Origin of the sequence: Streptomyces ambofaciens ATCC 23877, assembly GCF_001267885.1 — a bacterium.
Classification (GTDB): Bacteria; Actinomycetota; Actinomycetes; order Streptomycetales; family Streptomycetaceae; genus Streptomyces; species Streptomyces ambofaciens.
In genome coordinates, this window is sequence record NZ_CP012382.1 from 68,540 (window position 1) to 93,455 (window position 24,916).

25 protein-coding genes and 1 pseudogene are annotated in these 24,916 nt (G+C 71.5%); 13 read left to right on the forward strand and 13 right to left on the reverse strand.

The window, feature by feature from the left end; translation table 11 throughout:
• The first annotated feature begins 433 nt into the window (after positions 1-433).
• Positions 434-2,557 (forward strand): GAF domain-containing SpoIIE family protein phosphatase, encoded by a 2,124-nt coding sequence (locus SAM23877_RS00340; RefSeq protein ID WP_244902874.1) that lies wholly within the window; start codon positions 434-436, stop codon positions 2,555-2,557.
• 405 nt (positions 2,558-2,962) lie between these two features.
• Here the strand turns inward: SAM23877_RS00340 and SAM23877_RS00345 are convergent, their stop codons facing one another.
• The 6 genes from SAM23877_RS00345 to SAM23877_RS00365 form a co-directional block, all read right to left on the reverse strand.
• Entirely contained in the window at positions 2,963-4,162 is a 1,200-nt protein-coding gene (locus SAM23877_RS00345; RefSeq protein WP_244902875.1) for a PP2C family protein-serine/threonine phosphatase, read from the reverse strand.
• Between the two features lie 184 nt (positions 4,163-4,346).
• The gene (locus SAM23877_RS00350; protein WP_053125712.1) at positions 4,347-5,072 is read right to left on the reverse strand and encodes a GAF and ANTAR domain-containing protein; all 726 of its coding nucleotides are present in this window, start codon (positions 5,070-5,072) and stop codon (positions 4,347-4,349) included.
• Between the two features lie 417 nt (positions 5,073-5,489).
• The gene (locus SAM23877_RS40145) at positions 5,490-5,660 is read right to left on the reverse strand and encodes a hypothetical protein (protein WP_167355219.1); all 171 of its coding nucleotides are present in this window, start codon (positions 5,658-5,660) and stop codon (positions 5,490-5,492) included.
• Between the two features lie 33 nt (positions 5,661-5,693).
• Complete coding sequence (locus tag SAM23877_RS00355) at positions 5,694-5,888, reverse strand: hypothetical protein (RefSeq protein ID WP_053125713.1); 195 nt, start codon at positions 5,886-5,888, stop codon at positions 5,694-5,696.
• A gap of 147 nt (positions 5,889-6,035) precedes the next feature.
• Complete coding sequence (locus tag SAM23877_RS00360; protein ID WP_053125715.1) at positions 6,036-6,482, reverse strand: DUF6098 family protein; 447 nt, start codon at positions 6,480-6,482, stop codon at positions 6,036-6,038.
• A gap of 22 nt (positions 6,483-6,504) precedes the next feature.
• Complete coding sequence (locus SAM23877_RS00365) at positions 6,505-6,735, reverse strand: DUF5133 domain-containing protein (protein ID WP_053125717.1); 231 nt, start codon at positions 6,733-6,735, stop codon at positions 6,505-6,507.
• A 376-nt stretch (positions 6,736-7,111) separates the two neighbouring features.
• On the opposite strand from SAM23877_RS00365, the gene SAM23877_RS00370 reads away from it, so the two are divergent.
• From SAM23877_RS00370 to SAM23877_RS00380, 3 genes are all read left to right on the forward strand, one after another.
• Complete coding sequence (locus SAM23877_RS00370; RefSeq protein WP_280518086.1) at positions 7,112-7,780, forward strand: GAF and ANTAR domain-containing protein; 669 nt, start codon at positions 7,112-7,114, stop codon at positions 7,778-7,780.
• Positions 7,781-7,978: 198 nt separating this feature from the next.
• Entirely contained in the window at positions 7,979-8,158 is a 180-nt protein-coding gene (locus SAM23877_RS00375) for a hypothetical protein (RefSeq protein WP_053125721.1), read from the forward strand.
• The gene (locus SAM23877_RS00380; protein ID WP_053125725.1) at positions 8,155-8,838 is read left to right on the forward strand and encodes a hemerythrin domain-containing protein; all 684 of its coding nucleotides are present in this window, start codon (positions 8,155-8,157) and stop codon (positions 8,836-8,838) included. Before SAM23877_RS00375 ends, SAM23877_RS00380 begins: the two co-directional genes overlap by 4 nt.
• Positions 8,839-9,104: 266 nt before the next feature.
• On the opposite strand, the gene SAM23877_RS00385 is transcribed toward SAM23877_RS00380, so the two are convergent.
• The 3 genes from SAM23877_RS00385 to SAM23877_RS00395 are packed head-to-tail and all read right to left on the reverse strand — an operon-like array spanning position 9,105 to position 11,469.
• The gene (locus SAM23877_RS00385) at positions 9,105-9,800 is read right to left on the reverse strand and encodes a catalase family protein (RefSeq protein ID WP_053125727.1); all 696 of its coding nucleotides are present in this window, start codon (positions 9,798-9,800) and stop codon (positions 9,105-9,107) included.
• On the reverse strand, positions 9,797-10,960 hold the full coding sequence (locus SAM23877_RS00390) for a zinc-dependent alcohol dehydrogenase (protein ID WP_235614667.1): 1,164 nt from the start codon (positions 10,958-10,960) through the stop codon (positions 9,797-9,799). The genes SAM23877_RS00385 and SAM23877_RS00390 overlap by 4 nt, the downstream gene beginning before the upstream one ends.
• Positions 10,961-10,980: 20 nt before the next feature.
• Positions 10,981-11,469, reverse strand: coding sequence for a hypothetical protein (locus SAM23877_RS00395; RefSeq protein WP_053125731.1), 489 nt, complete (start codon positions 11,467-11,469; stop codon positions 10,981-10,983).
• A gap of 142 nt (positions 11,470-11,611) precedes the next feature.
• Here SAM23877_RS00395 and SAM23877_RS00400 point away from each other — a divergent pair, with 142 nt between their 5' ends.
• Entirely contained in the window at positions 11,612-12,133 is a 522-nt protein-coding gene (locus tag SAM23877_RS00400) for a hypothetical protein (RefSeq protein ID WP_053141982.1), read from the forward strand.
• A gap of 198 nt (positions 12,134-12,331) precedes the next feature.
• Here the strand turns inward: SAM23877_RS00400 and SAM23877_RS00405 are convergent, their stop codons facing one another.
• The 3 genes and pseudogenes from SAM23877_RS00405 to SAM23877_RS00415 all read right to left on the reverse strand — a co-directional run bounded on the left by SAM23877_RS00405 (position 12,332) and on the right by SAM23877_RS00415 (position 15,436).
• Positions 12,332-12,922: a hemerythrin domain-containing protein gene (locus SAM23877_RS00405; protein ID WP_053125733.1), complete on the reverse strand. Its 591-nt coding sequence runs from the start codon at positions 12,920-12,922 to the stop codon at positions 12,332-12,334.
• Positions 12,923-12,932: 10 nt separating this feature from the next.
• Positions 12,933-14,132 (reverse strand): hypothetical protein, encoded by a 1,200-nt coding sequence (locus SAM23877_RS00410; protein ID WP_053125735.1) that lies wholly within the window; start codon positions 14,130-14,132, stop codon positions 12,933-12,935.
• A gap of 249 nt (positions 14,133-14,381) precedes the next feature.
• A pseudogene (locus tag SAM23877_RS00415) lies at positions 14,382-15,436 on the reverse strand (SDR family oxidoreductase).
• Positions 15,437-15,638: 202 nt separating this feature from the next.
• Between SAM23877_RS00415 and SAM23877_RS00420 the strand changes: the two are divergent.
• The 5 genes from SAM23877_RS00420 (at position 15,639) to SAM23877_RS00440 (ending at position 19,850) form a co-directional block, all read left to right on the forward strand.
• Positions 15,639-16,538 carry an aminoglycoside phosphotransferase family protein gene (locus SAM23877_RS00420; protein WP_053125737.1) on the forward strand — a complete coding sequence of 300 codons (900 nt, stop codon included), beginning with the start codon at positions 15,639-15,641 and terminating at the stop codon, positions 16,536-16,538.
• Between the two features lie 450 nt (positions 16,539-16,988).
• Complete coding sequence (locus SAM23877_RS00425) at positions 16,989-17,192, forward strand: cold-shock protein (protein ID WP_003973099.1); 204 nt, start codon at positions 16,989-16,991, stop codon at positions 17,190-17,192.
• Between the two features lie 348 nt (positions 17,193-17,540).
• Positions 17,541-19,040, forward strand: a complete 1,500-nt coding sequence (locus SAM23877_RS00430; RefSeq protein ID WP_053125739.1) for a DEAD/DEAH box helicase — start codon at positions 17,541-17,543, stop codon at positions 19,038-19,040.
• A 47-nt stretch (positions 19,041-19,087) separates the two neighbouring features.
• Positions 19,088-19,492: a CBS domain-containing protein gene (locus tag SAM23877_RS00435; RefSeq protein WP_053125741.1), complete on the forward strand. Its 405-nt coding sequence runs from the start codon at positions 19,088-19,090 to the stop codon at positions 19,490-19,492.
• 49 nt (positions 19,493-19,541) lie between these two features.
• A complete protein-coding gene (locus tag SAM23877_RS00440; protein WP_053125743.1) occupies positions 19,542-19,850 on the forward strand; it encodes an SCO5918 family protein in 309 nt (102 codons plus the stop codon).
• 114 nt (positions 19,851-19,964) lie between these two features.
• Here SAM23877_RS00440 and SAM23877_RS00445 read toward each other — a convergent pair whose 3' ends face one another.
• Positions 19,965-20,588, reverse strand: a complete 624-nt coding sequence (locus SAM23877_RS00445; protein WP_053125745.1) for a hypothetical protein — start codon at positions 20,586-20,588, stop codon at positions 19,965-19,967.
• Between the two features lie 236 nt (positions 20,589-20,824).
• On the opposite strand from SAM23877_RS00445, the gene SAM23877_RS00450 reads away from it, so the two are divergent.
• From SAM23877_RS00450 to SAM23877_RS00460, 3 genes are all read left to right on the forward strand, one after another.
• Positions 20,825-22,333: a helix-turn-helix domain-containing protein gene (locus tag SAM23877_RS00450; protein WP_053125747.1), complete on the forward strand. Its 1,509-nt coding sequence runs from the start codon at positions 20,825-20,827 to the stop codon at positions 22,331-22,333.
• A gap of 326 nt (positions 22,334-22,659) precedes the next feature.
• Complete coding sequence (gene uppS / locus SAM23877_RS00455) at positions 22,660-23,379, forward strand: polyprenyl diphosphate synthase (RefSeq protein WP_053141984.1); 720 nt, start codon at positions 22,660-22,662, stop codon at positions 23,377-23,379.
• Complete coding sequence (locus tag SAM23877_RS00460; RefSeq protein WP_053125749.1) at positions 23,379-24,848, forward strand: oxygenase MpaB family protein; 1,470 nt, start codon at positions 23,379-23,381, stop codon at positions 24,846-24,848. Before uppS ends, SAM23877_RS00460 begins: the two co-directional genes overlap by 1 nt.
• The last annotated feature ends 68 nt before the right edge of the window (positions 24,849-24,916 follow it).

The following is a 24,916-nucleotide window of genomic DNA, read 5'->3' on the forward strand; positions in this document are numbered from 1 at the left end:
GGCGGGAAGTTGACGCTCTTCGGCCCTGGCATCGCCCCTCCCCCGGGGTTGTCGGCCTCCCAGGCTCGGGGGGCGCAGTGCGGGCAGCACACCGCCGTTGCCTGCGGCCCCGTTCGGCGGGCTCCGGTCACGGCCGCTGACGGCGGCCGACTCCTCACGCGCCGGCTCGCCACCCTTGCCAGGTCACCCTAGCCCGCGAGTTTCTGATTTTGAAGTGACTACTTCTAAAACAAGAAGCTAGCCTTGCAGGGTTCCGCGCTGCCCGAGATGACCGCCGGGGCGACGGCCAGAGACGCCGTGCCGGGCGCAGGCCCAGGTCACCGGCGGCAGGAGCGTCCTCCTCCACGCGGTACGGCGAGGGTGCGCCGCGTTCCCGCCTACCGCCGCGGCACGCTCTTAGCCTCTGGACCGTTAACCGAATATTGTCGTATATGTGACTCATGGGAATTCCGAGGACGGCGGCGACCTAGCCTCCTTGGACGAGGCGCTCGGCGCCACCGTGCGCCGTACGGGGGCACTGGCGGGTGGCGTGTACCTGCTGGCGGCGCAGGAACCGGTACTGGGGCTGGCCGCGGTCTGTGGCATGCCGATGACCACCGTGGCGCCGTGGCGGCGCGTGGCGGTCTCGGCCGCGGGACCCCTGTCGGAGGCGGTGCGGGAGGACCACCTGGTCTGGGTGGGCCGCCAGGAGGACATGGCCCGCCTGTATCCGAACGCCGCGGCCGGGATGCCCTACCAGTTCGCGGCGGCTTTCGTTCCCCTGCACGGCGTCCGCCGCTACGGCGTGATGGCACTGGTGTGGTCCAAGAGCCACCCGCCGTCCCTGACCCCGCGCGAACGCGGGCACATCCAGTCCAGCGCACGGCGCCTGACCCAGGTGCTGGACCGGGCGCCCGCCTCGTGGGCCCTTCCGGACCAGCCGCGCACCGTACCGCTGCGGCGGCCCGACATCGCTCCGGCGCAGGCCCAGCTCGCCGCCGTCGACCTGGTCCAGCGGCTTCCCGTCGGCGCCCTCAGCCTCGACCTCGAGGGACGCGTCACCTACCTCAACGACGCGGCAGCCCAGCTGCTGGGCCGCCGGCCCGACCGGCTCCTGGGCAACCTGCCCTGGCAGGCCGTGCCCTGGCTCGACGACCCGGTCCACGAAGAGCACTACCGCGCAGCGGTCTTCAGCCGCGAGCCCGTCGCCTTCACCGCACTGCGCCCGCCCGACAGGTGGCTCGACTTCCGGCTGTACCCGGACGAGAGCGGTATCAGCGTCCTGGTCTCCCCCAACCACGACCGGCACCCCGCGGACGCACCGGCACCGCCCCGTATCAGCTCCCCTCTCACCACTCCCAAGAGCGGCACCGGGCGCATTCACCAGCTGATCCACCTGTCGGCCGCGCTGAGCCAGACCGTCACCGTGACCGACGTGATCAACGTCGTGGCCGACCAGATCCTGCCCGCGTTCGGCGCCCAGGGACTGGTCGTCTCCGCCGCCGACGCCGGACGTCTGAAGATCACAGGCCACCGGGGCTACGACCCGCGCACCATCGCCCGCCTCGACGGCCTGCCGCTGGACACCGACATCACTCCCGCCGGCCCCGTTCTCCGCAACGGCGTCCCAGCCTTCTTCGCCGACCCCGAGGAGATGGCCCGCGCCTACCCGAGGGCCTCCACGGTGAGCGACAAGCAGGCCTGGGCCTTCCTCCCGCTCGTGGTCTCCGACCGCCGCGTCGGCTGCTGCATCCTGTCCTACGACCACCCGCACCCTTTCAGTGCCGGCGACCGCGCGGTGCTCGTCTCACTGGGCGGTCTCATCGCCCAGGCCATGGACCGCGCCCTGCTCTACGACGCCAAGCACGACCTGGCCCACGGCCTGCAGCAGGCCCTTCTGCCGACGACCCTGCCGCGCGTCCCCGGTCTCGCCGTCGCCGCCCGGTACCTGCCGTCCGCCCACGGCATGGACATCGGCGGTGACTTCTACGACCTGATCCGTCTCAGTGACACCGCCGCCGCCGCCGTCATCGGCGACGTACAAGGGCACAACATCAACGCCGCCGCCCTCATGGGGCAGGTCCGCACCGCCGTCCACGCCACCGCCGGCGCAGGCCCCGGGGAGGTCCTGGCCCGCACCGACCGGGTCCTGGCGGATCTGGAGACGGATCTGTTCGTGTCCTGCCTCTACGTCCACATCGACCTCGCCGGCCGGCGCCTCCACCTCGCCAGCGCGGGGCACCCTCCCCCGCTGCTGCGCGTACCGGCGCCCGCACCGCAGACCCACGTCCTCGAAGTGGAGCCCGGCCCGCTGCTCGGCATCGACGCGAACCCGGGCACCCACTATCCGGTCACCAGCTCACCCCTGCCGGCCGGATCACTGCTGGCCCTCTACACCGACGGCCTCGTGGAGACGCCCGACACCGACATCACCGATTCCATCACCGCCCTGGCCCGCCATCTCACCAGCGCGGGCGACCAGCCGATCAGCGAGCTCGCCGACAACGTGGTGCACTACGCCGTGCCGCGGCACACGTACACCGATGACATCGCCCTGCTCCTGCTGCGCAGCCTCTGATCGATCGTCCGCTCCGCCGAACCCATCGTGCGGGGATGGCCGACACGGACCGTGCACGTCGAGGGGATCCTTCGTGTGACCCTCTCCCGCTACCGGCTGAGCCGGCAACGGGAGCAGGCCGGCGCCGCAGCACACGTTCCGGACCACGGGCACCTGGCGGACGCCGACCCCCGGGGGACTACCGGCCACCACCTGCCCTCCCCGTGCCCTGCCGACGGCTTCCATAACGCGGTCGGAGCCGGGTACGGGGCACAGGCCACAAGACGGAACCAAACGCACGAACTTCCAGACTGGGAGTGACGTTCTCCATGTCGCCTACGGCCGCCCGAACAACGGTCGGCACGCTGCTCAGCCAGCAGCGCATGCCCCTGGCCGGCGCCGGGCCGTGACGGGCGGTCGAGCGGGTCAGTGAGCGGTCGGCGGCTTGCCGTGCCATTCGCAGAACAAGACAGTGGCGTCGTCCTCCAGGCGACTGTCGTGGTGGTCGAGAACAGCATGGATGAGGCGGCGCAGGGTTTCCGCGACAGGCAGGCCGTCAGCGTGGTGGCGGATGAGGAAGTCGGTGAAGCGCTCCACCCCGAACAGTTCACCGTGCGCGCCGCGGGCTTCGGTGATGCCGTCGGTGAACAGCAGCAGCCGGTCTCCGGGCTCGAGCTGGTCGGTGCACCCGTGGGCCGGCAGGCCGAGTCCGGTGCCCATGGGACCGGCCGGTGAACAGTGCAGGGTGGTCACCCAGCGTCCGCCTCGGATGACCACCGGCAGCAGATGCCCGCGGTTGACCCAGCTCAGCTGTCCGGTAGCCAGGTCGAGGTCGGCGAGGATGCCGGTGACGTAGCGGCTGTGGCCGAACTGTTCCATCAGGGTTTCTTCGATGGCGTGGCTGACGGCGGCCAGAGGACTGCCCGAGCGGCGGTGGCTGCGGCAGGTGGCCATCGCCAGCGAGGCGGTCAGGCCGGCGGCGGTGTCGTGGCCCATGGCGTCGAAGACCGCCAGGTGCGCGTGGTCGTCGGCGATGGCGTAGTCGAAGGCGTCGCCGGCCACCTGGTAGGCGGGCTCCATCACCGCGCTCACCGTGAGTCGGTCGTTGGCGAAGGTGCGCGGCGGCATCAGCGTCCACTGCATCTCCGCCGGCACGCTCATCTCCCGGGTGCGGGTGAGGCGGGCGTGGGCGTCGCTGTTGTTCCGCTTGGAGACCAGCAACAGTCCGGCCATCGAGGCCAGCGCACGCACGACGTCCTGATCGGGAACGGTCGTCGTGCCGGGGGCCGGGTCGACGCGCAGGACACCCAGGCGTTCGGCGCCGTCGAGCACCGGTGACCAGCATGTACTGCCCGTGGGTGTGGTGGTGATCCGGAGCATGCGGTAAGCACGGCCGGGCAGCGTGCCCTCGATGCGCGCCTCCTGCCCGCCGTGGCCGGCGTCCAGCCCGACGCCGGTGACCTCCCGCAGCACGTCCTCCTGCAGGTCCGCCACGAACAGCCGGGCCCCGCCGGCGCCCGCGCGGCGAGCGGCTGCCCCGAGCAGAGCGGGCAGCTGGTCGAACGTCGCTGTGTGGCTGTCCTCCAGCAGTCGGCTCAGCGCCCGCCCCAGCGCCCCGGCACTCACAGCTGCTCCCTCCTGCCACCGCACCGGCCGACTGCGCGTCGGCACGCTGCGGCGGCCCGTTCCATGGCGATCTGCGGCCCCACCAAGGGCCCTGCGGGGTGCGGCGCTCGCAGGCCGGTACGCCGGTCACTGTCCGCTGCAGCAGTGGCCGGCGCCCGGGCGGAGATCCGGCCGGTCGGTCGTGTCATGGGCGGGGGCGCAGATCAGGAGGGTCGGGAGGCCGGCCGGTGACACCGGTGATCAACTCCCTGCACAGGTCGCGGAGTTTGATGTTGCGGTGCTGGGAGGCGGAGCGCAGGATCGTGAAGGCTTCCTGGGCGGTGCACCGGTTCTGGCCCATGACCACACCGAGAGCCTGGTCGATGACGCTGCGGGACTGCATGGCGGTCTGCAGTTGATCGGCGAATTCCTGCGTGTCGGCGATGCGCTGGGCCAGGGCGATGCCACCGGTGGCCTGGGCCGCCAGCGAACGCAGGGCGGTGAGGTCGGCATCCTCGAACGCGGCGGGCGGGCCGGCGTACAGGTTGAGGGCGCCGGCGGTGTGGGTGTGGGCGGCGATCGGCAGCGAAAGGGAGGACCGGATGCCGCAGGAGGCGGCGTAGGCGGGGTAGTCGCCCCACCTGCTCTCGTCGAGCATGTCGCGGACGGTGACCTCCTCGTCCGTGCGCAGCGACTGCAGACAGGGACCGTCGTCCTGACCGTACTGCTTCTCGTCCAGCTTCGGTGCCGGGGGCCCTGCGCTGACCACGGTGACGGGCCGGCCCTCACGCTCCAGGGTGACGCCGACGCCTTCGACGTGCGACAGCTCCAGGGCGGCATCTGCCAGCACCTGGAGGAAGTCCTCCAGCGAATCGGTTTCCAGCAGCCACTGAGTGATGTGGTTGCCGTCGTAGGCGTCCTGGGCACTCATCACGGTTCCTTCATCAGGCGCATGGCCTTCTCGGTCGGCATCGTCCTCGTGCCACCGGGGCAACGGACTCCGCAATCCGAAGGAACACCTCAGTGCGACCGCCGCTTCACTCCGGCACAGCCACCGGAGCAGCACGGTCTTCTCGTCTACAGCCCACCCTAGACGCGCGACAGGAGGGGCCGGTAGGTACCACACGCTCAGCCGCGGCCCGCCATGCGAAGGACAGGCATCGTTTTGCCGCGGCTTTCGGCCCCGCAGCACCGCTTCGCAGGCAGCCGGCCCGGGCCCGCCGAAGCCCCCGGCCGCCGTGCCCAGGTCTTCCCAGGCCGGCCGGGGGCCTCGACATACCCGATGTGCAGCCGGCCCCGGCCTGACGGCTCGTGCGTATCCGCCGGGACCGGCCCGTCTGCCGACGGGTCAGCTCTCCTCGCGTACGTCGTCCGGGCTGAGCCCGGCTTCCTCCATCGCCTCCCGCATGGTGCGCCCGGTGGCGCCGTCCGCCTGCTCGGCGGTCGTCTTCTCCTCGGGCGCCTCGATGACGTCGTCGGTGGACGTCGTCTTCGGGCGGTTCTCCTCGGGAACGGTCACGGTTTCTCCTTGCTCGTTCTTCTGCGAAGCGGCTCAGGCCGGGTGGTCCGGCTGCTGCTCCGGAGGCGTACCGCCGCCTTCTCCTCCGCCCTTGTTTCCGCGGTCCGTGCCATGGGCGCGGCCACCGCCCTCGTGGCCGGGCTGGGCCGCCTTGCGGGACTGGCTGTCCTGCGGTGTGCCTGCTCCCTTGTCACTGCGCCGCAGCTCGGGCTGTTGCGGGTTCGACATCGCTCCTCCTTGCTCCGCCTGTGTTCGTCGAGAGGCTTGTCCGTTACGGGTGGCGCATGGTCCCCGTGTGAAACGTTCAGCCAGGCGTCCGCGGCGAAAACGTCAGCCGCCACGCGACGGGGCGTTTCCAGGCCCGCAAGAACATCTTCAGGAGGCCCTGCTGCGGTCCAGCGGGCCCCACGCCCCCGGCTGCTCGGTGATGATCCGCCTGGCCTTGGTGATGACCTCACCGGCGATCCAGCCGAGGGGTTCGACGTTTGTCACCAGCGGTTCGTTGTCCGGCCCGCGGGCCTGCTCGGCGCCGTGCAGGACCCACGGCCGGGTACCGGGGTCCCTGACGCGAGGCAGGTGGCAGTAGTCGTACAGCCGTCGAGCCACCCAGACGCGCACGGACCGTGTCCCCCACCAGTCCTCGACATCCAGCGGGCTGGCCGAAAGACCCGGCAGCCTGACGCCGGTCAGCTCATCCGAGCTGCAGCCGGTCACCAGGTCATATTCCGGTCCGCGGGACCAGCGGACATACAGGCCCTGGCGGCGACCGAGGAGGCGGACCAGGTCGTCGAGGCTGGTGAGGGTCGGCATAGCGGTGCTCATGAGCTTGATCGCGCGGGGTGGGTCAGGTGGTGAGAAGGGTGCCGTCCTGCGCGGGCACGGCGTTGTCCAGTCGGCGCCGGGCGGCCAGGAAGGCCGAGTCGATGTCGCGGGTGCCGGTCGAGACGCACAGCGTGTAGGCGACGTCCTCCATCCGGCGACGCGTTTCCTCAGTGCCCCTTTCGGCATGCAGGGTCTGCAGCGTCTCGTACTGCTCGATGAGGTCCTTCAGCACCGCCGGGTGTGCCATGAGCATCGCGATTCTCCCTTTTCGCCCCACTCACATGGGTGATACACCGATGCGTGTTCCCCGGGCCCCGGGCGCCATGCCGATGCATTCACAGGCCCGGACCGGGTGCTCGGCGGTGTGCAACTGCTCTGCCGGCGTCGGGAGACCAAGCCGGCGCCCCACGCTGCGCACCAGGCTTTCGTGTGGAGGCGAGCCAACCGGGTATTCCGCCCCGCATGGCACTACGTCAGCCTCCTGCCACCTCCCGCCTCCGGCGCCGTGCGATGCGCGGTGCGTACCGTCACCGTGTTCCTGAGCACGGCCACGCCGCTCCCCCGCCGGTGCGGTGGGCTGCGCGGTGACCGCGGACGACAGCCTCGCAGCGCGGCTCGTCGCGTCCGCCGTGAAAGGCGGTGCCGTCGAAGAGGTCCCGCGCCGGGTGTGTGCGGCCGTCCGCGACGGGCTGGGGGTGGATGGTGCGACGGTGTCGCTGTTGACCGACACGCCTTCCCGCCAGCTGCTCGCCGCGTCGGACGATGCCGCGCTGTGCCTGGAGGAGATCCAGTTCACGGTGCTGGAGGGCCCCTGCATCAGTGCCGCGCACACGGGTGAGCTGGTGGCCGTGGACGACCTTGCAGACGAGCTGACACCGTGGCCGCTGTTCGGGGCGGCCATGCGGGAGCAACTGCCGCACGTGAGATCGGTGTACGCACTCCCCCTCTTCTTCGGCGACTACGTGCTGGGATCGATCGACCTGCTGGGGCTTCGGGCCCGCGCCCTGCACGGTGAGAGCTTGGAGGTGGCCTCCGAGGTGGCCGACGCGGTGGCAGCCGCGCTCCTTCCGGTACGAGAACTGATCATCACCGGTTCTCGGCCGCCTGCCTGGGAACCGGAGCCGGTCGTGCGTGCCCACTGGTTCGACACCGCGCGTGCCGTCGTGGCCCTGGCCGAGCGCCGGCGGCTGAGCCACGAGGACGCGCTGGCCGTCATGCGGGCCGATGCCTTTCGCACCGGGAAGACACTCGCGGACATCACCGCGGACATTCTGCGCGGCCCTCCGAACGCGCCCTGAGCATGCGCTGGGTGTTTGCTCACGCGGTGTGCGAAGCCGCCTGGTGTTCCCTTTCCTGATCCTTATCGGGAGAGTGGCGCGGCGTGCACAGTGGGTGGCGTCTGAACGGCGAGGAGTACGGTCCACGCTTTCGACGGCATTGAGGTGGTCGGATGCCCGCATGCAGGGGACCCGGGCTCCAGACAGTGAGGAGCCGTCATGAGCAGGCAGAACGACGATGAACTGTCCCACCCGCTGGAACACGTCACCGGTGAGAAGGACGTCCACCCCGAAGACGAGCAACGCCGGCGCCGACAGGACCGATCGACGTCGTCCGACGCGGAACGCACGGATGCGACGACGGACCCCGCCGAGGGGCCGGCGGAGGGCTCGTCATGACCGTCTCGATCAGCGAGCAGGACACTGCCCGGCTAGGAGGAGCGGGCAGCATTCTGATGCGGCAGCGGCGAGAGCACGCCAGGCTCGACTCGATGATGCACCGCTACCTCGCCCGCGGTATGGCGCCTGACGGGCAGGACGAGCTGTGGCGGGAGATCGTGCAGCTGGTGTTCAGCCACGCGTTCGCCGAGGAGACCGTGCTGTGGCCCGTCCTGCGGCGTATCAGCGCCGACGGTCAGGACCTCACCGCGCGCGTCGAGCAGGAGCATCAAGAGATCAACGAGCTGATCGCCCGGATCGAGAAGTCCCCCGAGGACCCTCACCGCGGCGCGTGGATCCGGCAAGCGTTCGCCTTGATCGCGCAGGACATCCGTGACGAGGAGGACGAGCTGCTGCCGCGGATGCGTGAAGCTCTGAGCGATCGCCGGCTACGGCAGATCGGTGCTGCCTGGGAGGCGGTGCGCGTGAGCGCGCCCACGCATCCTCACCCCGCGGTGTCTCGGCGTCCGCCCGGCAACGCGCTGAGCGGCCTCCCGCTCAGCGCCTTCGACCGGTTGCGCGACCTTGCCCCTGCCACCGCTCCGGCCGTCCGCCGCGCTGCACTGGTCGCCGCGGGCACCGGCGCAGCGGCGGCCGTCACCCTCCTGGTGCGTCGCGCTGTCCGGCGTACGTGCATCTGACCCGCCGGCCGTTGCCGTACGGGCCGACCAGTTGCGGGGCGAGTACGAAGCCCGGTACGCCGCCTTGCGCCGTATGCTCCTGAAACGGCTCGCCGTTGGTGCGTCGCTCCTGCTGGTCTGCGCCGGCGCCCTGAGCACCGGCTTCCACCTGCTGCCCCACTGACCCGGCCCTCTTGTTCGGCAGCTCTGCCCGTGTCTCACCCCGCGGGAGGGCAAGGCCGGGTCCATCGCCTGCACCGGCGTACACCAGGCCGAGCCGGCCGTCGTCAGGCGGTGGTTCGTCCGTGGCGGGAGCCGGCGTAGGCGGCGTCGCGCAGGCGGCGCAGTCGTCCGGTGGGCCGGAGTCCGGGAAGGCTGTGGGCGTAGGGGTCGTAGGACACGGTGCTGGTGGCCGGGGCGGTGTGCGCGGCTTCCAGGGACAGGGACGCGAAGGTGGTCCACGGCTCGTCGGGGGCGGCCGCGCGCAGGTCGAAGCGGACGGGCCGGCGGGCGAGTTCCTGCCACAGCGTCGGCAGGGTGTCTCCAGAGGTGGCGTCCGCATCCGAGGCGGGGAAGGCCGCCAGTACCCGGTCGCGATCTCCCATCCGGTAGGACAGCAGGGTGGAGTACGGCCCCTTCAGGGCGTCGGGTCGCAGCAGCGGCAGGTGCCGGCCGAGCCGGCCGCTTCGGCTGGAGGTGAACAGCAGGTCGAGTGTGTTGCCGGGGCCGTCGGCGTCCTCGACGCGCACGGCCAGGCCCAGGCCGTCCGGCAGCCTTCGGGGCAGTCCGAGCGCCCGGGACCAGCGCACCGTCGCCGGGTAGGTGCCGGGCCGGTCCAGCCAGGGCACGTCCCAGCGGGCGTCCGTGCGGCCGGCCACGGTCAGCGTTCCCGTGCACAGCACGCCGTGGGGGTGCAGGGCCGGTGCCGAGCGCCACCGGGCCACCCGGCCCGCCAGAGGGCGAGCGAGGCGGCTGACGGTCATGCGGCCCCTCGGGGCTCGGGGCGGATGACGGCGCGGACGCAGCCGTCGGTCTTCTGCTTGAACATGTCGTAGGCCCTGGGCGCCTGGTCGAGGGAGAGGGTGTGGGTCGCCAGGTGGGCCGTCTCGATCTCGCCGGCGGCGAGCCGCTCCAGGAGCATCGGGATGTAGCGCTGGCCGTGCATCTGGGCGCCGCGGACGGTGAGCCCCTTGTTGATCACGGCGCCGAGCGGGAACTTGTCGACGGCTCCGGCGAAGACGCCGAGGATGAAGACGGTGCCGGCCTTACGGCAGGCGTGGATGGCCTGGCGTACGGCGGTGGGCCGGTCGCTCTGGAGGCGGAGCTGCTGTTTGGCCTGGTCGTACAGGTGCGCGGGGCCGTCGCTGTGCGCCTCCATGCCGACGGCCTCGATGCACACGTCCGGGCCGCGTCCGCCGGTGCGTTCGCGCAGTTCCGCGGCGACGTCCGTGCTCGTGTAGTCGAGGGTCTCCGCGCCGACGTACCGCTCGGTCATGGCCAGCCGCTCGGGGATGCGGTCGATGGAGATCACCCGCTCGGCACCCTTGAGGATCGCCGCCCTGGCCGCCATCTGCCCCACCGCGCCGCAGCCCCAGACGGCGACCACGTCACCGGGTTTCACCCCGGCCAGGTCGGCGCCCATCCACCCGGTGGGCACGGAGTCGGAGACGAACAGGGCGCTGGTGTCGTCGATGCCCTCGGGCACCTTGAAGGCGCCGTAGTCGGCGAAGGGCACGCGGACGTACTCGGCATGGCTGCCGCGCAGCCCGCCCATGGCGTGGGAGTAGCCGAAGATGCCGGCGGTCTCGTAGCCGAAGAGGGCCTGTCCGACGCCCGGGTTGGTGTTCGTGTTGTCGCACAGGGACCACAGGTCGTTGGCGCAGTACCAGCAGCGTCCGCAGCCGACGAACGAGCACACGACGACCCGGTCACCGACCTTGTGCTTGCGCACGGCGGAGCCGGTCTCCACGACCTCGCCGACGAACTCGTGGCCGATCACGTCACCGGCGCGCATCGCCGGGATGTAGCCGCCGATGAGGTGCAGGTCGGAGCCGCAGGTGGTGCCCGCGATCAGTCGTACGACGATGTCCTGGTCGTTGCGCAGCTCCGGGTCGGGGACCTGCTCGACGGACAGCTTGTTCACGCCTTCCCAGCACAGCGCCTTCACAGCACTCCCTCCCCGCCGGAGCGACGGGTGAACACCTCGACCAGCTTGCCGCCCGGCGTGGGGCGGGTCGTGGGCGGCGCGTCGGGCCGCAGTACCTCACCCGCCTCCAGCAGGGACTTGGCGTCACGCAGCGCGCGCCGCAGCTCCTGGCGCGGGTCCTGCCCGGCCAGGCGTGCGGGCACGGAGGCGGACGCGGCGGGCACGGGCTCCTTGAAGCGTGCGGCCAGTTCCGTGCCGCGGTCGCCCGGTGCCGGCCGGATCTGCACGTCGATCCGCTCCGCGAGGTCGTCCAGCGGCGGCGGCAGCTTCCCCTCGGAACCCACATCGGCGGGCGTCCGGTTGACCGTCACGGTGAGCCAGCGGTCACCCGCCCACTCCTGCGCCCGGCTGCCGGCCTGCTCCCCGCTCCTGTGCGACGGCCGGGACCGTCGCACGGCCGCCGCCCCGGCGGCCGCGACCGCGGCCGTCCACACCAGCTTCTTCATCAAAAGCCCTCCGCTTCGGTGGCCACCCGGCGGCCCACCGTCCGGCGCCGGGTTTCCGTGACCGCCGGAGTGAAACGGGAACGGTCGGAGGGGGGCGGGAGCCGGGCCAGTGAGCCGGGGAGGCGTGGGTACCCGCGACGGCATGATGAAGCGCGCGCTGTGGCAGGGGCTGGTGGCCGGCACGGCCGGGGTGCTGGCGATGACGCTGGGCGAGAAGGCGGAGCAGCGGCTGACCGGTCGCCGTGACTCCCACGTGCCCGCCCGGACCCTGGAACGCCTGACCGGCATGCGGGAGTATCCCGGCCGTCAGCCTGTGCCGGTGAACCTGGCCATGCACGTGGGGCAGGGCGCCCTTCTCGGCGTGCTGCGGTCGGTGATGGCGCACGCCGGGCTGCGGGGGCCCTGGTCGTCGGCGAAGTTCACCGTCGTCCGCCTCACCACCGACCAGATCCTGGAGAACGCCACCGGCGTCGGCGCCCCGCCCCAGACCTGGCCGCGCCGCGAACTCGTCGTCGACGTGCTCCACAAGAGCGTGTACGCCTTCGCCGCCGGCGTGGTGGCCGACGCCCTGGCCGCCGGCTCGGGCCCCGGGCCGGGGCAACGGCACGCCGCCATGCTCCCCGGCCGCCACGCCGACGTGGGTCCTGTGCCGCGGAGAGGATGACCCGCCGTCCAGCGGCTCCCTCGTGAGGTGCCCGGCGCCTCACGGGACGGGGTCACTCGCCGGTCGTCCTGGCGACCAGCGCGCCGTACGTCAGCTGAAGGGCGTCCGCGCCGGCCAGCGCGGTGGAGATCAGCCTGCGCCGCGGCAGCGCCCCCGGGCGGGATCCTTTCCTGGTCGCAGGCGGGGTGGCCGGTGTGGTCAGCCCTTGCCCATGGCCTTGCGGACGGTGTCCTTGGTGCGGTCCATGAGGGCGGCGACCGGTCCGAGCGCCATGTTCTTCGCCCCGGACTCGACGCCGGGGTGGGGGCGGGTGGGGGCCATGGCTTCGGCGGCCTTGATGGCCTTGGCCATCGCGGCGAGGTTGGTGACGTCGGTGCTGCGGCGGATGTGGGTGAACTCGTAGCGTTCCTCGGCCCGCGCGTGCTCCTGGACGTCCTTGCGCAGCTTGAGCAGCTGGGGCATGAACTTCGGGTCGTCGGTGTCCATCTCGTCGAGTGCGGACAAGGTCTCCTTGGCGGCCTTCTCCTCGGCGAGGCGGTCCTTGACCACCTGCTCGCCGCCGGGGAAGCCCTTGCGGGCGAAGGGGTGCACCACCTCCTCCTCGGCCGTCTCGTGCACGGCCAGCAGGCGCACCAGACGGTGGAAGGCGTCGCGGCGTTCCTCGCCGGTGGCGGCCTCGACCTCGTCGAAGAGGTTGCGGATGTCGCCGTGCTGGCGCATCAGCAGGGAGACGACGTCGTCGTCCTTGGCCATGTCGTCCCCGGCGTGCGGAGTCTTCAGCTCGGACATCGCGGCCTTTCTACTTCTCGCGCTGGGAGGGGTCGGGGTGCTCGCCCTCGGTCTGGACGCGGTACTCGCGGCCGAACATCTCCTGGTGCTCGTGGATCACCCGGTCGCTCGGCGGGGCCTCGCCGCCGTGGATCTGCTCCTGCATCTGCTCGAACCGCTCGTGCGCCTCGCGTACGTAGCCCGCGCCCAGGGTCGTGAGGTCCATCTGGGTGTCGAGCAGCTCGCGCAGGTAGCCCTTGTTCGGCTCGAAGGTGAGCACGTTGGGCAGCTCGGGGGCCAGCACCGAGGCGGGATCGCGGCCGTCGTGCCTGCGCATCAGGTCGCAGGCGGCGTGCAGGTGCTCCAGCTCCATGTTCAGGTGCAGCTCCCAGATCGCCTTGACCTTGGGGTCGCTCTCCTGCTCCATGAAGGAGTAGTACAGGTAGCACTCGTTGTACTCGTGGTTGACCAGCTGCTCCCACCACGTCTCGCCCGGGTCCACCAGGGACTCGTAGTGGGTGACGTGCTCCTCCTCGATCAGCCCGATCTCCTGGTAGAGCTGGCGGGCGATCGGCTCCATGTAGGTGGGGCCGGTGTTCATGTAGAAGTTCATGGTCTGCTGCTCCGCCGACATGATCGTCAGCGCGTGCAGCTTCGACAGCGGGTTCGTCTCGTCCTTGGCGTAGGGGTCGCGGACGTTGTCCACCGGGTTGCGGTGGTGGAACCTGGTGGGACGGCCGGGCATGACCTCGGTGAGGTTGTCGACGATCGACTCGGCCTTGCGGTGCTCGATCATCTCGTACAGGTTGGCGTACCGGTACAGGTGGTCGAAGTCCTCCAGCACCCCGAACTGGTACGCCTGCTTCAGATACGGGTCCGGCTCCATACGGGCCACCCATGCCGTCAGGTCCACGGCCACCTGCTCGTAGGCGATGGTCGTCTCCAGCACCGACGACACCCCTGGAAGCAGCCAGTTCACGACCTTCTGCTGCTGTGCCTCGATGTAGCGCACCCGCGCCAGCTGCCGTTTGACCTCGGGGTCGACGGTGTTGCGGGCGAGCTGGTGGCTGAACAGGATCGCCTCCACCTCGATCCCGTTCATGGTGATGATCCGGCAGCGGGTGTACGGGTCGCAGTGGTCCGGGTCGATTGGGTCCACGTTCAGTTCCCGCCAGCTCCGCAGCTGACGGTCCAGCGGGATACCCCGCTGCTCCAGCGGATTGAACGTCATCAGGCACTCTCCTCGTTGACAGGCCGAGCGGTGGAGTACCCCGGGCTCGCCGTCTTCACATCCGCCAAGTCGGCAGGAGTCCCATGCTTCGCTGGCCGGAGGAAACACGCCACGTCCCACGCCCAGTCAGCCGATCCTGTGCCCCTTCTGACCTAGTCGGGAGGTTCAGCGGCCGCCCGTCGGTGCCTGTCCGACGCCGCAGACGGGGCGCGGGGACGGAGCCGGCACACGATGCCAGGAGCCGGCCGGTCACCGGGTGTCGGTCAGGCCGCCGGTGACGGCGATCACCTCCCCCACGGTGAAGCTGGAATCGGCGTCCGAGGCCAGGTACACGTAGGCGGGGGCCACCTCCTCCGGCTGGGCGACACGGCCCATCGGGGCAGAGCTGCCCAGGTGGGTGAGGTAGTCGTCGGGAAAGCGCTGACCTGCCACGTTCAGGACGGTCCAGGTGGGTCCCGGCGAGACGACGTTGGCGCGGACGCCCCGGGCCGCCAGGTGCGAGGCGATGGACTTGGTGAAGACCACCATGGCGGCCTTGGAGGCCGCGTAGTCCACATCATGTCGCTGCCCTTGAGGGCTTCCTCGGAGGCGGTGGCGATCACCGCGTCTCCGTGCGACAGGTACGGCAGGGCCGCCATGAGCAGGTGGAAGTAGGCGTAGACGTTGGTCTTGAAGACCCGGTCGAAGTCCTCGGCCGTGAGGTCCGTGATGTCGTTCTGGCTGTTGAGGTATGCGGCGTTGCTCACCAGCACGTTGAGGCCGCCCAGTTCGGCGACGGTGCGCTTCACCACGTCGGCGCAGAAGGACGGGTCGCACAGGTCGCCGGGGAGCAGCAGGCAGGTGCGTCCCTCCTTCTCCACGGCCTCGCGTGTCTCGGCGGCGTCCCGCTCCTCCTCGGGGAGGTAGACGATGGCGACGTCGGCGCCCTCGCGGGCGTAGAGCACGGCGACCGAGCGGCCGATGCCGGAGTCGCCGCCCGTGATCAGGGCGACCTTGTTCTGCAGCTTGCCGGAACCGCGGTAGTTGGGGGCGAGGTAGCGCGGCCGCACTTCCATCTCGGCCTCCAGGCCGGGGCGCTGCTGGCGCTGGAAGCGGTACGGCGGGGTGATCTCCGCTTCCTCCTGCGGCATGGCCGGCCGCTCGTCCGGTGCCCTGCCCGTTGCCTTCCTCTGCCCCATGATGCTGGTCCCTTCGCGAGCTGTTGGGCTGTCTGTGGGGCCGCCTACCGGCGGCGCCCCCACACGCGTGTTCATGCCGTGTGAACCCAAACGGCCGGGGCCCGACGGCCGTCCAGCACGCTTCATGCGACTGGGGCGTTGAAGGGGATCAGCCGGGGCGCCCGGTAGTGGGTATGGGTTGCGGCCTGCACGCCAGCGGCGGTAACAGCAGCCAGCACAAGGAGGTGGAGCACCCGCGTTCCAAAATCGGTCGACAGACGCAGCCGTGAACCACTGTGATGGCTGCGACTGCCCGCCGCACGGAGCGGGCCGGCCATGGGAGCTGTTCTTGGTAGCTGCGAGAACTGCGGAAACACGCCCTCAGATCGACGAGGCACTGGTCAGGTGCCTGGTCGACACTCAGTTCCCGCAGTGGGCGGACCTGGCCCTGAAGCTGCTCGACCCCGCCGGCTCCGATCATGTGATCTACCGGTTGGGCGAGGAACTGTCCGTCCGGCTTCCGCGCCATCCCGGAGCCATCGGGCAGGCCAGGAAGGAATCGCAGTGGCTGCCCCAGCTCGCCCCGCACCTCCCCCTGGCCATCCCGGTACCAGTGGCAGTGGGCGGCCCCGGCTTCGGTTACCCGTGGCCGTGGGCGGTGTCCCGCTGGCTGGACGGCGAGGTGGCGACCGTTGACGCGCTGGGCGACTCCCCCGAGGCGGCCATCGAACTGGCTCGGTTCCTGGCCGCCTTGCAGCGGTTCCCCCTCGAGGACATCCCCGCCGGGGACGCCGGGGAAGCCCTCACCGGCCGTCCGTTGTCCGACCGGGACCGCGCGACGCGGGCCGCCATCGCCGAGGTGGACGGCGTGTTCGACACAGCAGCGATGACGCAACTGTGGAACGCGGCACTGAGCGCGCCCGGATGGGACCGCTCTCCGGTGTGGTTCCACGGCGACTTCCACACCGGCAACCTGCTGACCTCCCACGGCTGCCTCAGCGCCGTCATCGACTTCGGCGGGCTCGGCACAGGCGACCCGGCCTGCGACCTGATGATCGCCTTCACCCTGATGTCGGCAGACAGCCGAGCCGCCTTCCGCGATGCGCTCGGCGTGGACGATGCCACCTGGATGCGGGGGCGCGGCTGGGCCCTGGCCACCGGCCTGAACGCCTACACCTCCTACGCCGCCGTCAACCCCCGGGTCGCCGCGCAGACGACCCGGCAGATCACCCACGCCCTCGTCGGCTGACAACGGCAACGGCACGGCACGGCACGGCACGGCACGGCACTCAGCGGCGATCCACCTCATGGTGGCAGCCTCCGCATGAGGCCGGATGCTCGCGAAGGGGTTCTCCGGCCGGTGGGCGACCGGGGCGCGGAAGCGCGGGTGCGCCACATTTGCCGTCGCGCGGGTGCGCCCATATCTGCGTTCGCGAGCCGAGATTTCAGCGGAACTGGCGGACAGGTTCTTTGCCGCAATGAGGGGAGGGGAATTCTTCACCGTACACGGGCCGCTGCGGCGTGCTACTGTCGATCTCAGTTGCAGTTGTGGTTCCCGAATCAAGTGCTCTCCGGCCGGTCCTGTGCCGCTGGAAACGCTTTTGTACTTCCGGTCTTTTTCCGGGCGGGGTGATCATTGCGGCGACACGGTGTCCGCACGGTGCGGACTGCCGGTGCACTGCCCCGAAGGAGAAATGACATGGCTGCTGGTACCGTGAAGTGGTTCAACGCGGAAAAGGGTTTCGGCTTCATCGAGCAGGACGGTGGCGGCGCTGATGTGTTCGCCCACTACTCGAACATCGCCGCCCAGGGCTTCCGCGAGCTGCTGGAGGGCCAGAAGGTGAACTTCGACATCGCACAGGGCCAGAAGGGCCCGACGGCCGAGAACATCGTTCCCGCCTGACGCTGACTGTCGCGTACTTGTAGCTGGGGCCCGCATCCTTCGGGGTGCGGGCCCCAGCTGCATGCGTTTTCCCGTGGTGGTTTCACCTGGGGACGACACCAGGAATCCGTAGGCTCACCGCACACGGACCATCCTTCAAGGGTGCAGACGCATCCCTTCCCAGCTGTCACCGTGGGCGCTTCGAACAGTGATTCCACACCACGCCACCCCTTTCAGCGTCTTCACCCGCATGGATTCTTTTCGCGGGTCGGATTCGCTGCCGCGTTCCACCGGCCTTTCATGCAGTTCTCCGTGCTGCTTTCCGCTGCGGGAATTCCTTGATATGCGCCGCGTCGAGGAAGGTTCCGCATGAACCGCACACGTACGAACGACCGTTTCGCCCGCACCCGTAACAACGGCGGCGACTCCGCCAGGGGCAACAGCCGCTTCGGCTCGCCCGCCCCGCGCCGCTCCGGCGGACCGAGCCGCTCCGCCGGTCACGGCCGCCGGCCCGCCGCGATGCAGGGCGAGTTCGCCCTCCCCGAGACGATCACCCCCGCGCTGCCCTCCGCGGACGCCTTCGCCGATCTCGACATGCCCCGGGAACTGCTGGCCGCACTCGGCTCGCAGGGCGTGACGGTCCCCTTCCCGATCCAGGCCGCCACCCTGCCGAACTCCCTCGCGGGCCGCGACGTCCTCGGCCGCGGGCGCACCGGTTCCGGCAAGACCCTGGCCTTCGGGCTGGCCCTGCTGGCCCGCACGGCCAAACGGCGCGCCGAGGCCCGGCAGCCGCTGGGGCTGGTGCTCGTGCCCACCCGTGAGCTGGCCCAGCAGGTCACCGACGCCCTCACCCCCTACGCCCGCTCGGTGAAGCTGCGTCTGGCCACCGTGGTGGGCGGGATGCCCATCGGCCGGCAGGCGAGCGCGCTGCGCGGCGGGGCCGAGATCGTCGTCGCCACCCCCGGGCGTCTCAAGGACCTCATCACCCGCGGCGACTGCCGCCTGGACCAGGTCGCCGTCACCGTCCTGGACGAGGCCGACCAGATGGCCGACATGGGCTTCATGCCGCAGGTCACCGCCCTGCTCGACCAGGTCCGCCCCGAAGGCCAGCGCATGCTGTTCTCCGCCACCCTGGACCGCAACGTCGACCTGCTCGTGCGCCGCTACCTCAGCGACCCCGTCGTCCACTCCGTCGACCCCTCGGCCGGCGCCGTCACGACCATGGAGCACCACGTGCTCCACGTCCACGGCGCCGACAAGCACGCGGCCACCACCGAGATCGCCGCACGCGACGGCCGGGTGCTGATGTTCCTGGACACCAAGCACGCCGTCGACCGCCTCACCGAGCACCTCCTCAACAGCGGGGTACGGGCCGCCGCCCTGCACGGAGGCAAGTCCCAGCCGCAGCGCACCCGCACCCTCACCCAGTTCAAGGACGGACACGTGAGCGTGCTGGTGGCGACCAACGTCGCGGCCCGCGGCATCCACGTCGACAGCCTCGACCTCGTCGTCAACGTCGACCCGCCCACCGACCACAAGGACTACCTCCACCGCGGCGGCCGCACCGCCCGCGCCGGCGAGTCCGGCAGCGTCGTCACCCTGGTCACCCCCAACCAGCGCCGCGGCATGACCCGCCTCATGGCCACCGCGGGCATCGTCCCGCAGACCACCCAGGTCCGCGCGGGCACCGAGGACCTCCACCGCATCACCGGCGCCCAGGCACCCTCCGGCATCCCCGTCGTCATCACCGCACCCGTGGCCGAGCGCCCCAAGAAGCGCGGCTCCACCTCACGCGGCCGACGCCGCCCCGCCTCGGCCACCCGCCGCGCAGCCGTGCTTCCGCCCGGTGCCGCTGTGGCCGCCGCATAGACCTGTCCTTGATCAAGAGTCCGGCCCATCCGCACAGGAGGCACCCGTTGGCGCTTGGACAGTTACCGGCTCGCTCCGTCGGCGCTCACCCCGTGCACGGCACGGTGGTCGACGCCATGGACGCGGCCGGACCGCAGGTCTGGTACGACATGACCGTCGAGGTGGCGCTGTCCGTCATGGCCGCCGCACGTGCGGAGCATCTGGTGGTCTGCGACGAGGACGCCCGGTGCGTGGGCCTGGTCACCCAGGCCCGGCTCACCGCCGTCCGGGACAGCTCCGGATACACCGACCGGATCCGCCTGGCCGACATCACCGACGGCAGCCAGCCCTTCGTGTCACCGTCGGCCACGAGGGCCGAAGCCGAGGACGCGGTGCCCTGCGGGCGGCTCGGGCCCGTGCCCGTGGTCGACGAACACGGCAGCGTCCTGGGCGTCCTTGCGCTCTTCCGCTGACCGCTGGACGGCGGTCAGGCCCACCCTCCCCTTCTGCCTGTGAGGCATCATGCGCTGTGTCATCGCCCGCTTCCCGTTCGACCTGACCAAGAACGGCGTGCTGGAATCGATGAAGGGCATCAAACCCGAGCCGGTCACCGGCGAGTCCGTGATCATCGGGCGACGCCACTACCCCGTCAAGCAGGTCGGCCAGGTCATCACCCGCCAGGACCGCCGCGACTTCAGCGCCGGAGAGGTGCTGAGAGCCATGGCCCGGCTCGGGTTCACCTGCCGCACCGTCCCCGAGGCCGCACCCGTCCGCGTGCAGAGCGCGTTCCAGCGGGCTTCCGCGATGCTCGGCACTCCCCTGCCCGTCTGACCGACGCACGCTGACCGGAGCAGCAGTCCCCGCCCGGGGCGTGACCGGTACCGGGGCCGTCCTTCCGACCCCCGTGGCGAAAGGACGGCCCTGGCGTCTGCGGTGGCCGCCTGGTCAGTACAGCTTGTTGACGGCCGTGGTCGTGGTCTTCTTGAAGGCGGTCACGGGCGCGTTGTGGAAGTCGCCCATCTGGCCCCACTTCACGACGGTGACGGTCCTGCCGTCCCGTCCGACCGACAGCAGGGCGATGTCGGTGGCGCCCCAGGTCGTCTCGGTGTGCAGGCCGCGGACGCGGGCGCCTTCCTCGACCGGCAGCTTGCCGTAGTCCCGGCTCTCGGCCTCGACGTCGGGCGTGGTCTCCTCGATGCGGTCGGCGCAGGTGCGGACCAGGTCGTCGTAGTGCTTCGCCAACGCCTTGGCCTGGGCGGCCGTGCCCGTGACGACGGTCAACTGCACGGCGGTGGTGTCCAGGTCGGTCCAGAACTCCCGGTGCCGGTAGTCGTAGGAGGGCACGCCCTCCGTGCTCACGCAGAGGCCGAGTCCCTCCGGGAATCCCTCGGTGACCGGGCCGGCGGTCCAGGACGACGTCGGGTGCGGCGGCAGCTGGGAGGCCGACAGGAACGTGGGCGCGGCCGCCTTCGGCGCGGCGCCGGCGGCCGGTGCCGTGAGGACCGTGCCCGCCGCGAGGGCGGCGACGGCCAGTGCGGTGCAAGCGCTCGTTCGGATGCGCAAGGACATGAGAGTTCCCCCGTGGGTGAGTGCGTGGTGGTGGATGCCGCGGCGAGGCCGGCTGGTCGGCCCGGGCCTGGCCGGTGCGGTACCAAGAGCATCAGCGGTCACAGCGGCCGGGCGCAACAGCCGGCGGCCGATCGGGCACGGTGGAACCATCCCAGCCCCTGTGACGTGCAGGTACATGGGGTGCCTGGGATACCGTCCCGGGGCCGGGCGGGGGCGTACGAGGACCAGGGGGGCCTGTGTCGGCACAGGACGACGGCAGCGGCGTCGACGAGGTGGCCACGTTCGCGGCGCTGCTGCGGGCGCTGAAGGAGCGCACGGACCGCAGTTACGGCTCGCTGGCCCGCCGTCTGGGCATGAACACCTCGACACTGCACCGCTACTGCGCGGGTGACGCGGTGCCGCTCGACTTCGCTCCCGTGGAACGCTTCGCGGCCCTGTGCGGGGCGACCGCGGAGCAGCGTCTGGAACTTCACCGCCGTTGGCTGCTGGCCGTGGCGGTCCGCAGCCGGCCTCGTAGAGCGGGGGCGGCGGGGAGTGCGCCCAAGGCCGCGGCGGCGACGGAGACGGAGACGGCCGTGAACGCCGCGGCGGACGGACCGGACACCGCGGTGGAGGGCAGCACCGGGCCGGACACGGCAGGACCGAAGGGCGACGGCGGCCCGTTGGCCGCCCCGGACACCCACGGCGGCCCGGTCGTCGCCCCGGCGACGACGGCGATGACGGCCGGCGGCCATCCGGCCGGCGGCCGTCCGGTCGGCGAGGCGGACCCTGTGCCCGGTGTGCCCGCGCCGCCGCGCCGGGCCTGGTACCGCCGTAGACGTCCGGTGGCCGGGCTGGCCTGCGTCTGTGCCGTGCTCGCGACGCTCGGGGCCCTGTCCGCGCTGCCCGACGGGCGGCGGGCGTCCGCCGACGGTCCGGCCCGGGCCGATGCCGGTCCCAGCACGTCCGGTCCGGCGCCCTCCGGCAGGGCGCAGGCCCGTGTGCCTGAGCGACGGGGCGCCTCGCCCGGCCCGAGCGGCACCCCCGCCTCCGAGCGGCCGTCGGGCTCCGCCACCCCCAAGGAGAAGCCGGGCACCTCTCGGCCGCCCGGTGCGACCTCCGTTGCGCCCCGCGGCGAGGAGTCCGCCGGGCTGCCGCTCGCCTGGTCCGTCGACTCCCAGGCCTGGGAGCTCGGCTGCGGTCACGACTACGTCATCGCCAAGCCGCCGGGCCAGGTCCCCCCGCCCCCCGCCCCGCAGGACGCGGCGCCCTGGGCGGCGACGCAGAGCGCGGTGCACGGCGGCGAGACGCTCGTGCGGCTGTCGGTGCAGGGGCGCAGCGACACGGCCGTCGTGCTGGAGGCGCTGCGCGTGCGCGTGGTCGGCCGTACGGCACCGGCCGAGGGCAACGCCTACGCCATGGACCAGGGTTGTGGCGGCGCGGTCACTCCGCGGTACTTCGACGTGGACCTGGACAAGGACCGACCCATCGCCCGCGCGGTCGCCGGAAACGACACCGGCACGCCGATCCCGGCCGTGCGGATGCCCTACCGCGTCTCGGCCAAGGACCCCGAGGTGCTGCTGGTCACGGCCAAGACCAGCTCGTGCGACTGCCGCTGGTACCTGGAGCTGGACTGGTCCTCCCAGGGCCGCCGGGGCACCGTGCGCATCGACGACGACGGCCGCCCGTTCCGCACCAGCGCCATCGCCGGTCTGCCCCGGTACCTGTACGACACCCTGGAACGCCGGTGGGGGCCCTACAGCTGAGGACGGGCACGTGGGGGGCCACGTGCGCCCGGTCGCCTGCCAGGGACCCGAACGTACGCGTCAAGGGTGACGGCCGCCCCTTTGGCCGGTCAGGGCCCCTTTCACACTGTCAGACTGCCGCAGACAAGGGCTCTGGCGGGGCGTGGATCGGGTAAGACGGGGTGGGCGTGACCAAGCACGGTGCCATCGAGCATGCCGCTTCGAGCGGAACGGGGCCGGGCCTGGAGGACCGCGGTGTTCCGCGTGCACGCGCGGATCCGCAGGAGCGGCCGGGCGCACCGCAGTACGGTGACGGGCTCGGCGGGCAGCGGCAGGACGGTCGACCGGTGCGCGGGGTGCCGCGGCACGTGGCCTGCGTGATGGACGGCAACGGCCGCTGGGCGCAGCGGCGTTCGCTTCCCCGCACCGACGGGCACCGAGCCGCGGAGACCACGGTCATCGACACCATCGAGGCGGCCCGGGCCGCCGGAGTCGAGTGGCTGAGCCTGTATGCCTTCTCCACCGAGAACTGGAACCGTCCCGGCCCTGAGGTCGCGTTCCTGATGCGTCTGGTGCGCCGGGTCGTGCGCAAGCATGCGCCGTTGCTGCTGGCCCGTGGCATCCGCTGCCGTTTCCTGGGGGCCGCCGACCCGCGCATCCCCCGCGAACTGGCCCGGGACTTCGAGGACCTGACGACGCTGACCGCCGGCAATCGGGGGATGACGCTGACCGTCGCCTTCGACCATGGGGGGCGCCGCGACATCGTGGAGGCCGCACGGTCGCTGATCCGCGGCGGGACGGCCGCCGAGGAGGTGACCGAGCAGCTGTTCGCGGACCACCTGCCCTTCCCCGACACCCCCGACGTGGATCTGGTCATCCGCACCTCCGGCGAGCAGCGCATCTCCAACTTCATGCTCTGGCAGGTCGCCTACGCCGAGTGGGTCTTCCCCGAGGTGCTCTGGCCGGACTTCCGGGCCTCGGACTTCCTCGCCTGCCTGCATACCTACCGGTGCCGTGACCGCCGCTTCGGCGGCGTGCCGGCCGCGACGAACGGAGACCGTTCCTGATGAGCGACACCACGACAGCGACCGGCGAGGTACCCCTGTTCGGGCCGGAATCCCAGTTCGGTTCCTTCTTCGACGACCCGCGCTGGGCCCTGGCCATGATCCGCGCCACTGTGCTGGAGGCCGCGCACCCGCAGATCGGCGCCGCCCTCGTCGACAACTCCACCTTCGTCGCCCACCCCTGGCGCCGGCTGCGCAACACCTTCCTGAGCATGCGGCGGATGTTCGGCGCGGACGCGTCGGTCCGTGAACGGGAGGCCGCCCGGCTCAACCGGCTGCACGCCCGGATGAGCGGCTCCGACTCCCGCGGCCGCGCCTACGACGCGATGGACCGGTCCGCCCGGGCCTGGGTGGTCGCCACGCTCTTCGAGAGCGCGGTCACCATGTGCCGGCTAAGCGGCCAGCCGCTCGGCCAGGACACGATGGAGCGGATGTACGCCGAGTACCGCGCCTTCCTCGCCGCGCTCGACGGCGACGCCACCGCGCTTCCTGAGGAACTGGGCGACTTCTGGCGGTACTTCGACGAGGTCGTCGAGAACGAGCTGGAGAACACCGAAGCGGCCCGCGTCATCCTCTACCGGCTCTTCGACCACCTGCCCGCCCCGGCGCTGCTGGACGGTGCACCGGCCCTGTGGGCGGCCGGCCGCACCGTCGCCGGTCCGCTGCTGGGGGCGATCACCGTCGCCTCGCTTCCCGAGCCGTACCGGCGCCGGGCCGGTCTGCCGGAGATGCCCGGCGCCGCGGCCCTCATGCAGGGGGCCTACCTGGCCACCGGGCTCGCCCGCTTCCTGCCACAGGGCTGGATCAACGCCGAGAGCATCATCGAGGTCCTCTCCCTCTCTCCCGACAGCGACGACCCCCGCGCCCGGACCGTGACCGCGCTGCGCTCCCGTATGCGGCGCGCGGCGGCCCTGCTCCGTCTCCTGTCGCCGCTGAGCGACGACCCCGGCCCCGAGCCGGGCCCGGCAGCCTCCGTTCCGGGCTCGGAAGAGGGCCGGCGTTCGGCGGAGGACTTCTTCCGTAAGGTGCTGGACCAGACGGGCGACGGCCACCTCGACTGGCCGGACCTCGCCGCCATGGCCCGCGAACTGGCCACCCGCCTCGACCTGGACGAGCCCGAGGAGACCCGTCTCTACGACGCCTTCGCCGCCTGGTGGCGCGAGCTGCAGGCCGCCCTCGACACGGACGGCGACGGCCGCGTCAGCGCCGGCGAGTACGCCGCCGCCGTCCCCTCACTCGCCGGGCCGGCCCTCATCCGCGCCGCCGAGGTCCTCTTCGACGTCACCGACAAGGACGGCAGCGGAACCATCGACGCCGACGAGTACCGGGCCCTCTTCCGCACCGCCTTCCACCGCGACCTGGCCACCACCGACGGCACCTGCAGCCGCAGCGCCTTCGTGGGCGACTTCCTGTCCTTCATGTCGGGACGCCGCACGAGCACCCCGTACGACCCCCTGCTCGCCGACGCCTGACACGCGTGCCCAAGGGAGACGGGGGGCGGGCGCATGCAGCCGTTGCTCCGCCGGATGGACGTTTCCAC

What these genes read in the sequence shown, in the direction of transcription:
- SAM23877_RS00350 (WP_053125712.1), bottom strand. Translation starts at nt 5,072, where the DNA reads ATGAGTGCCCAGGACGCCTACGACGGCAACCACATCACTCAGTGGCTG.
- SAM23877_RS00355 (WP_053125713.1), bottom strand. Translation starts at nt 5,888, where the DNA reads ATGTCGAACCCGCAACAGCCCGAGCTGCGGCGCAGTGACAAGGGAGCA.
- SAM23877_RS00360 (WP_053125715.1), bottom strand. Translation starts at nt 6,482, where the DNA reads ATGAGCACCGCTATGCCGACCCTCACCAGCCTCGACGACCTGGTCCGC.
- SAM23877_RS00365 (WP_053125717.1), bottom strand. Translation starts at nt 6,735, where the DNA reads ATGCTCATGGCACACCCGGCGGTGCTGAAGGACCTCATCGAGCAGTAC.
- SAM23877_RS00375 (WP_053125721.1), top strand. Translation starts at nt 7,979, where the DNA reads ATGAGCAGGCAGAACGACGATGAACTGTCCCACCCGCTGGAACACGTC.
- SAM23877_RS00380 (WP_053125725.1), top strand. Translation starts at nt 8,155, where the DNA reads ATGACCGTCTCGATCAGCGAGCAGGACACTGCCCGGCTAGGAGGAGCG.
- SAM23877_RS00385 (WP_053125727.1), bottom strand. Translation starts at nt 9,800, where the DNA reads ATGACCGTCAGCCGCCTCGCTCGCCCTCTGGCGGGCCGGGTGGCCCGG.
- SAM23877_RS00395 (WP_053125731.1), bottom strand. Translation starts at nt 11,469, where the DNA reads ATGAAGAAGCTGGTGTGGACGGCCGCGGTCGCGGCCGCCGGGGCGGCG.
- SAM23877_RS00400 (WP_053141982.1), top strand. Translation starts at nt 11,612, where the DNA reads ATGATGAAGCGCGCGCTGTGGCAGGGGCTGGTGGCCGGCACGGCCGGG.
- SAM23877_RS00405 (WP_053125733.1), bottom strand. Translation starts at nt 12,922, where the DNA reads ATGTCCGAGCTGAAGACTCCGCACGCCGGGGACGACATGGCCAAGGAC.
- SAM23877_RS00410 (WP_053125735.1), bottom strand. Translation starts at nt 14,132, where the DNA reads ATGACGTTCAATCCGCTGGAGCAGCGGGGTATCCCGCTGGACCGTCAG.
- SAM23877_RS00425 (WP_003973099.1), top strand. Translation starts at nt 16,989, where the DNA reads ATGGCTGCTGGTACCGTGAAGTGGTTCAACGCGGAAAAGGGTTTCGGC.
- SAM23877_RS00430 (WP_053125739.1), top strand. Translation starts at nt 17,541, where the DNA reads ATGAACCGCACACGTACGAACGACCGTTTCGCCCGCACCCGTAACAAC.
- SAM23877_RS00440 (WP_053125743.1), top strand. Translation starts at nt 19,542, where the DNA reads ATGCGCTGTGTCATCGCCCGCTTCCCGTTCGACCTGACCAAGAACGGC.
- SAM23877_RS00445 (WP_053125745.1), bottom strand. Translation starts at nt 20,588, where the DNA reads ATGTCCTTGCGCATCCGAACGAGCGCTTGCACCGCACTGGCCGTCGCC.
- SAM23877_RS00460 (WP_053125749.1), top strand. Translation starts at nt 23,379, where the DNA reads ATGAGCGACACCACGACAGCGACCGGCGAGGTACCCCTGTTCGGGCCG.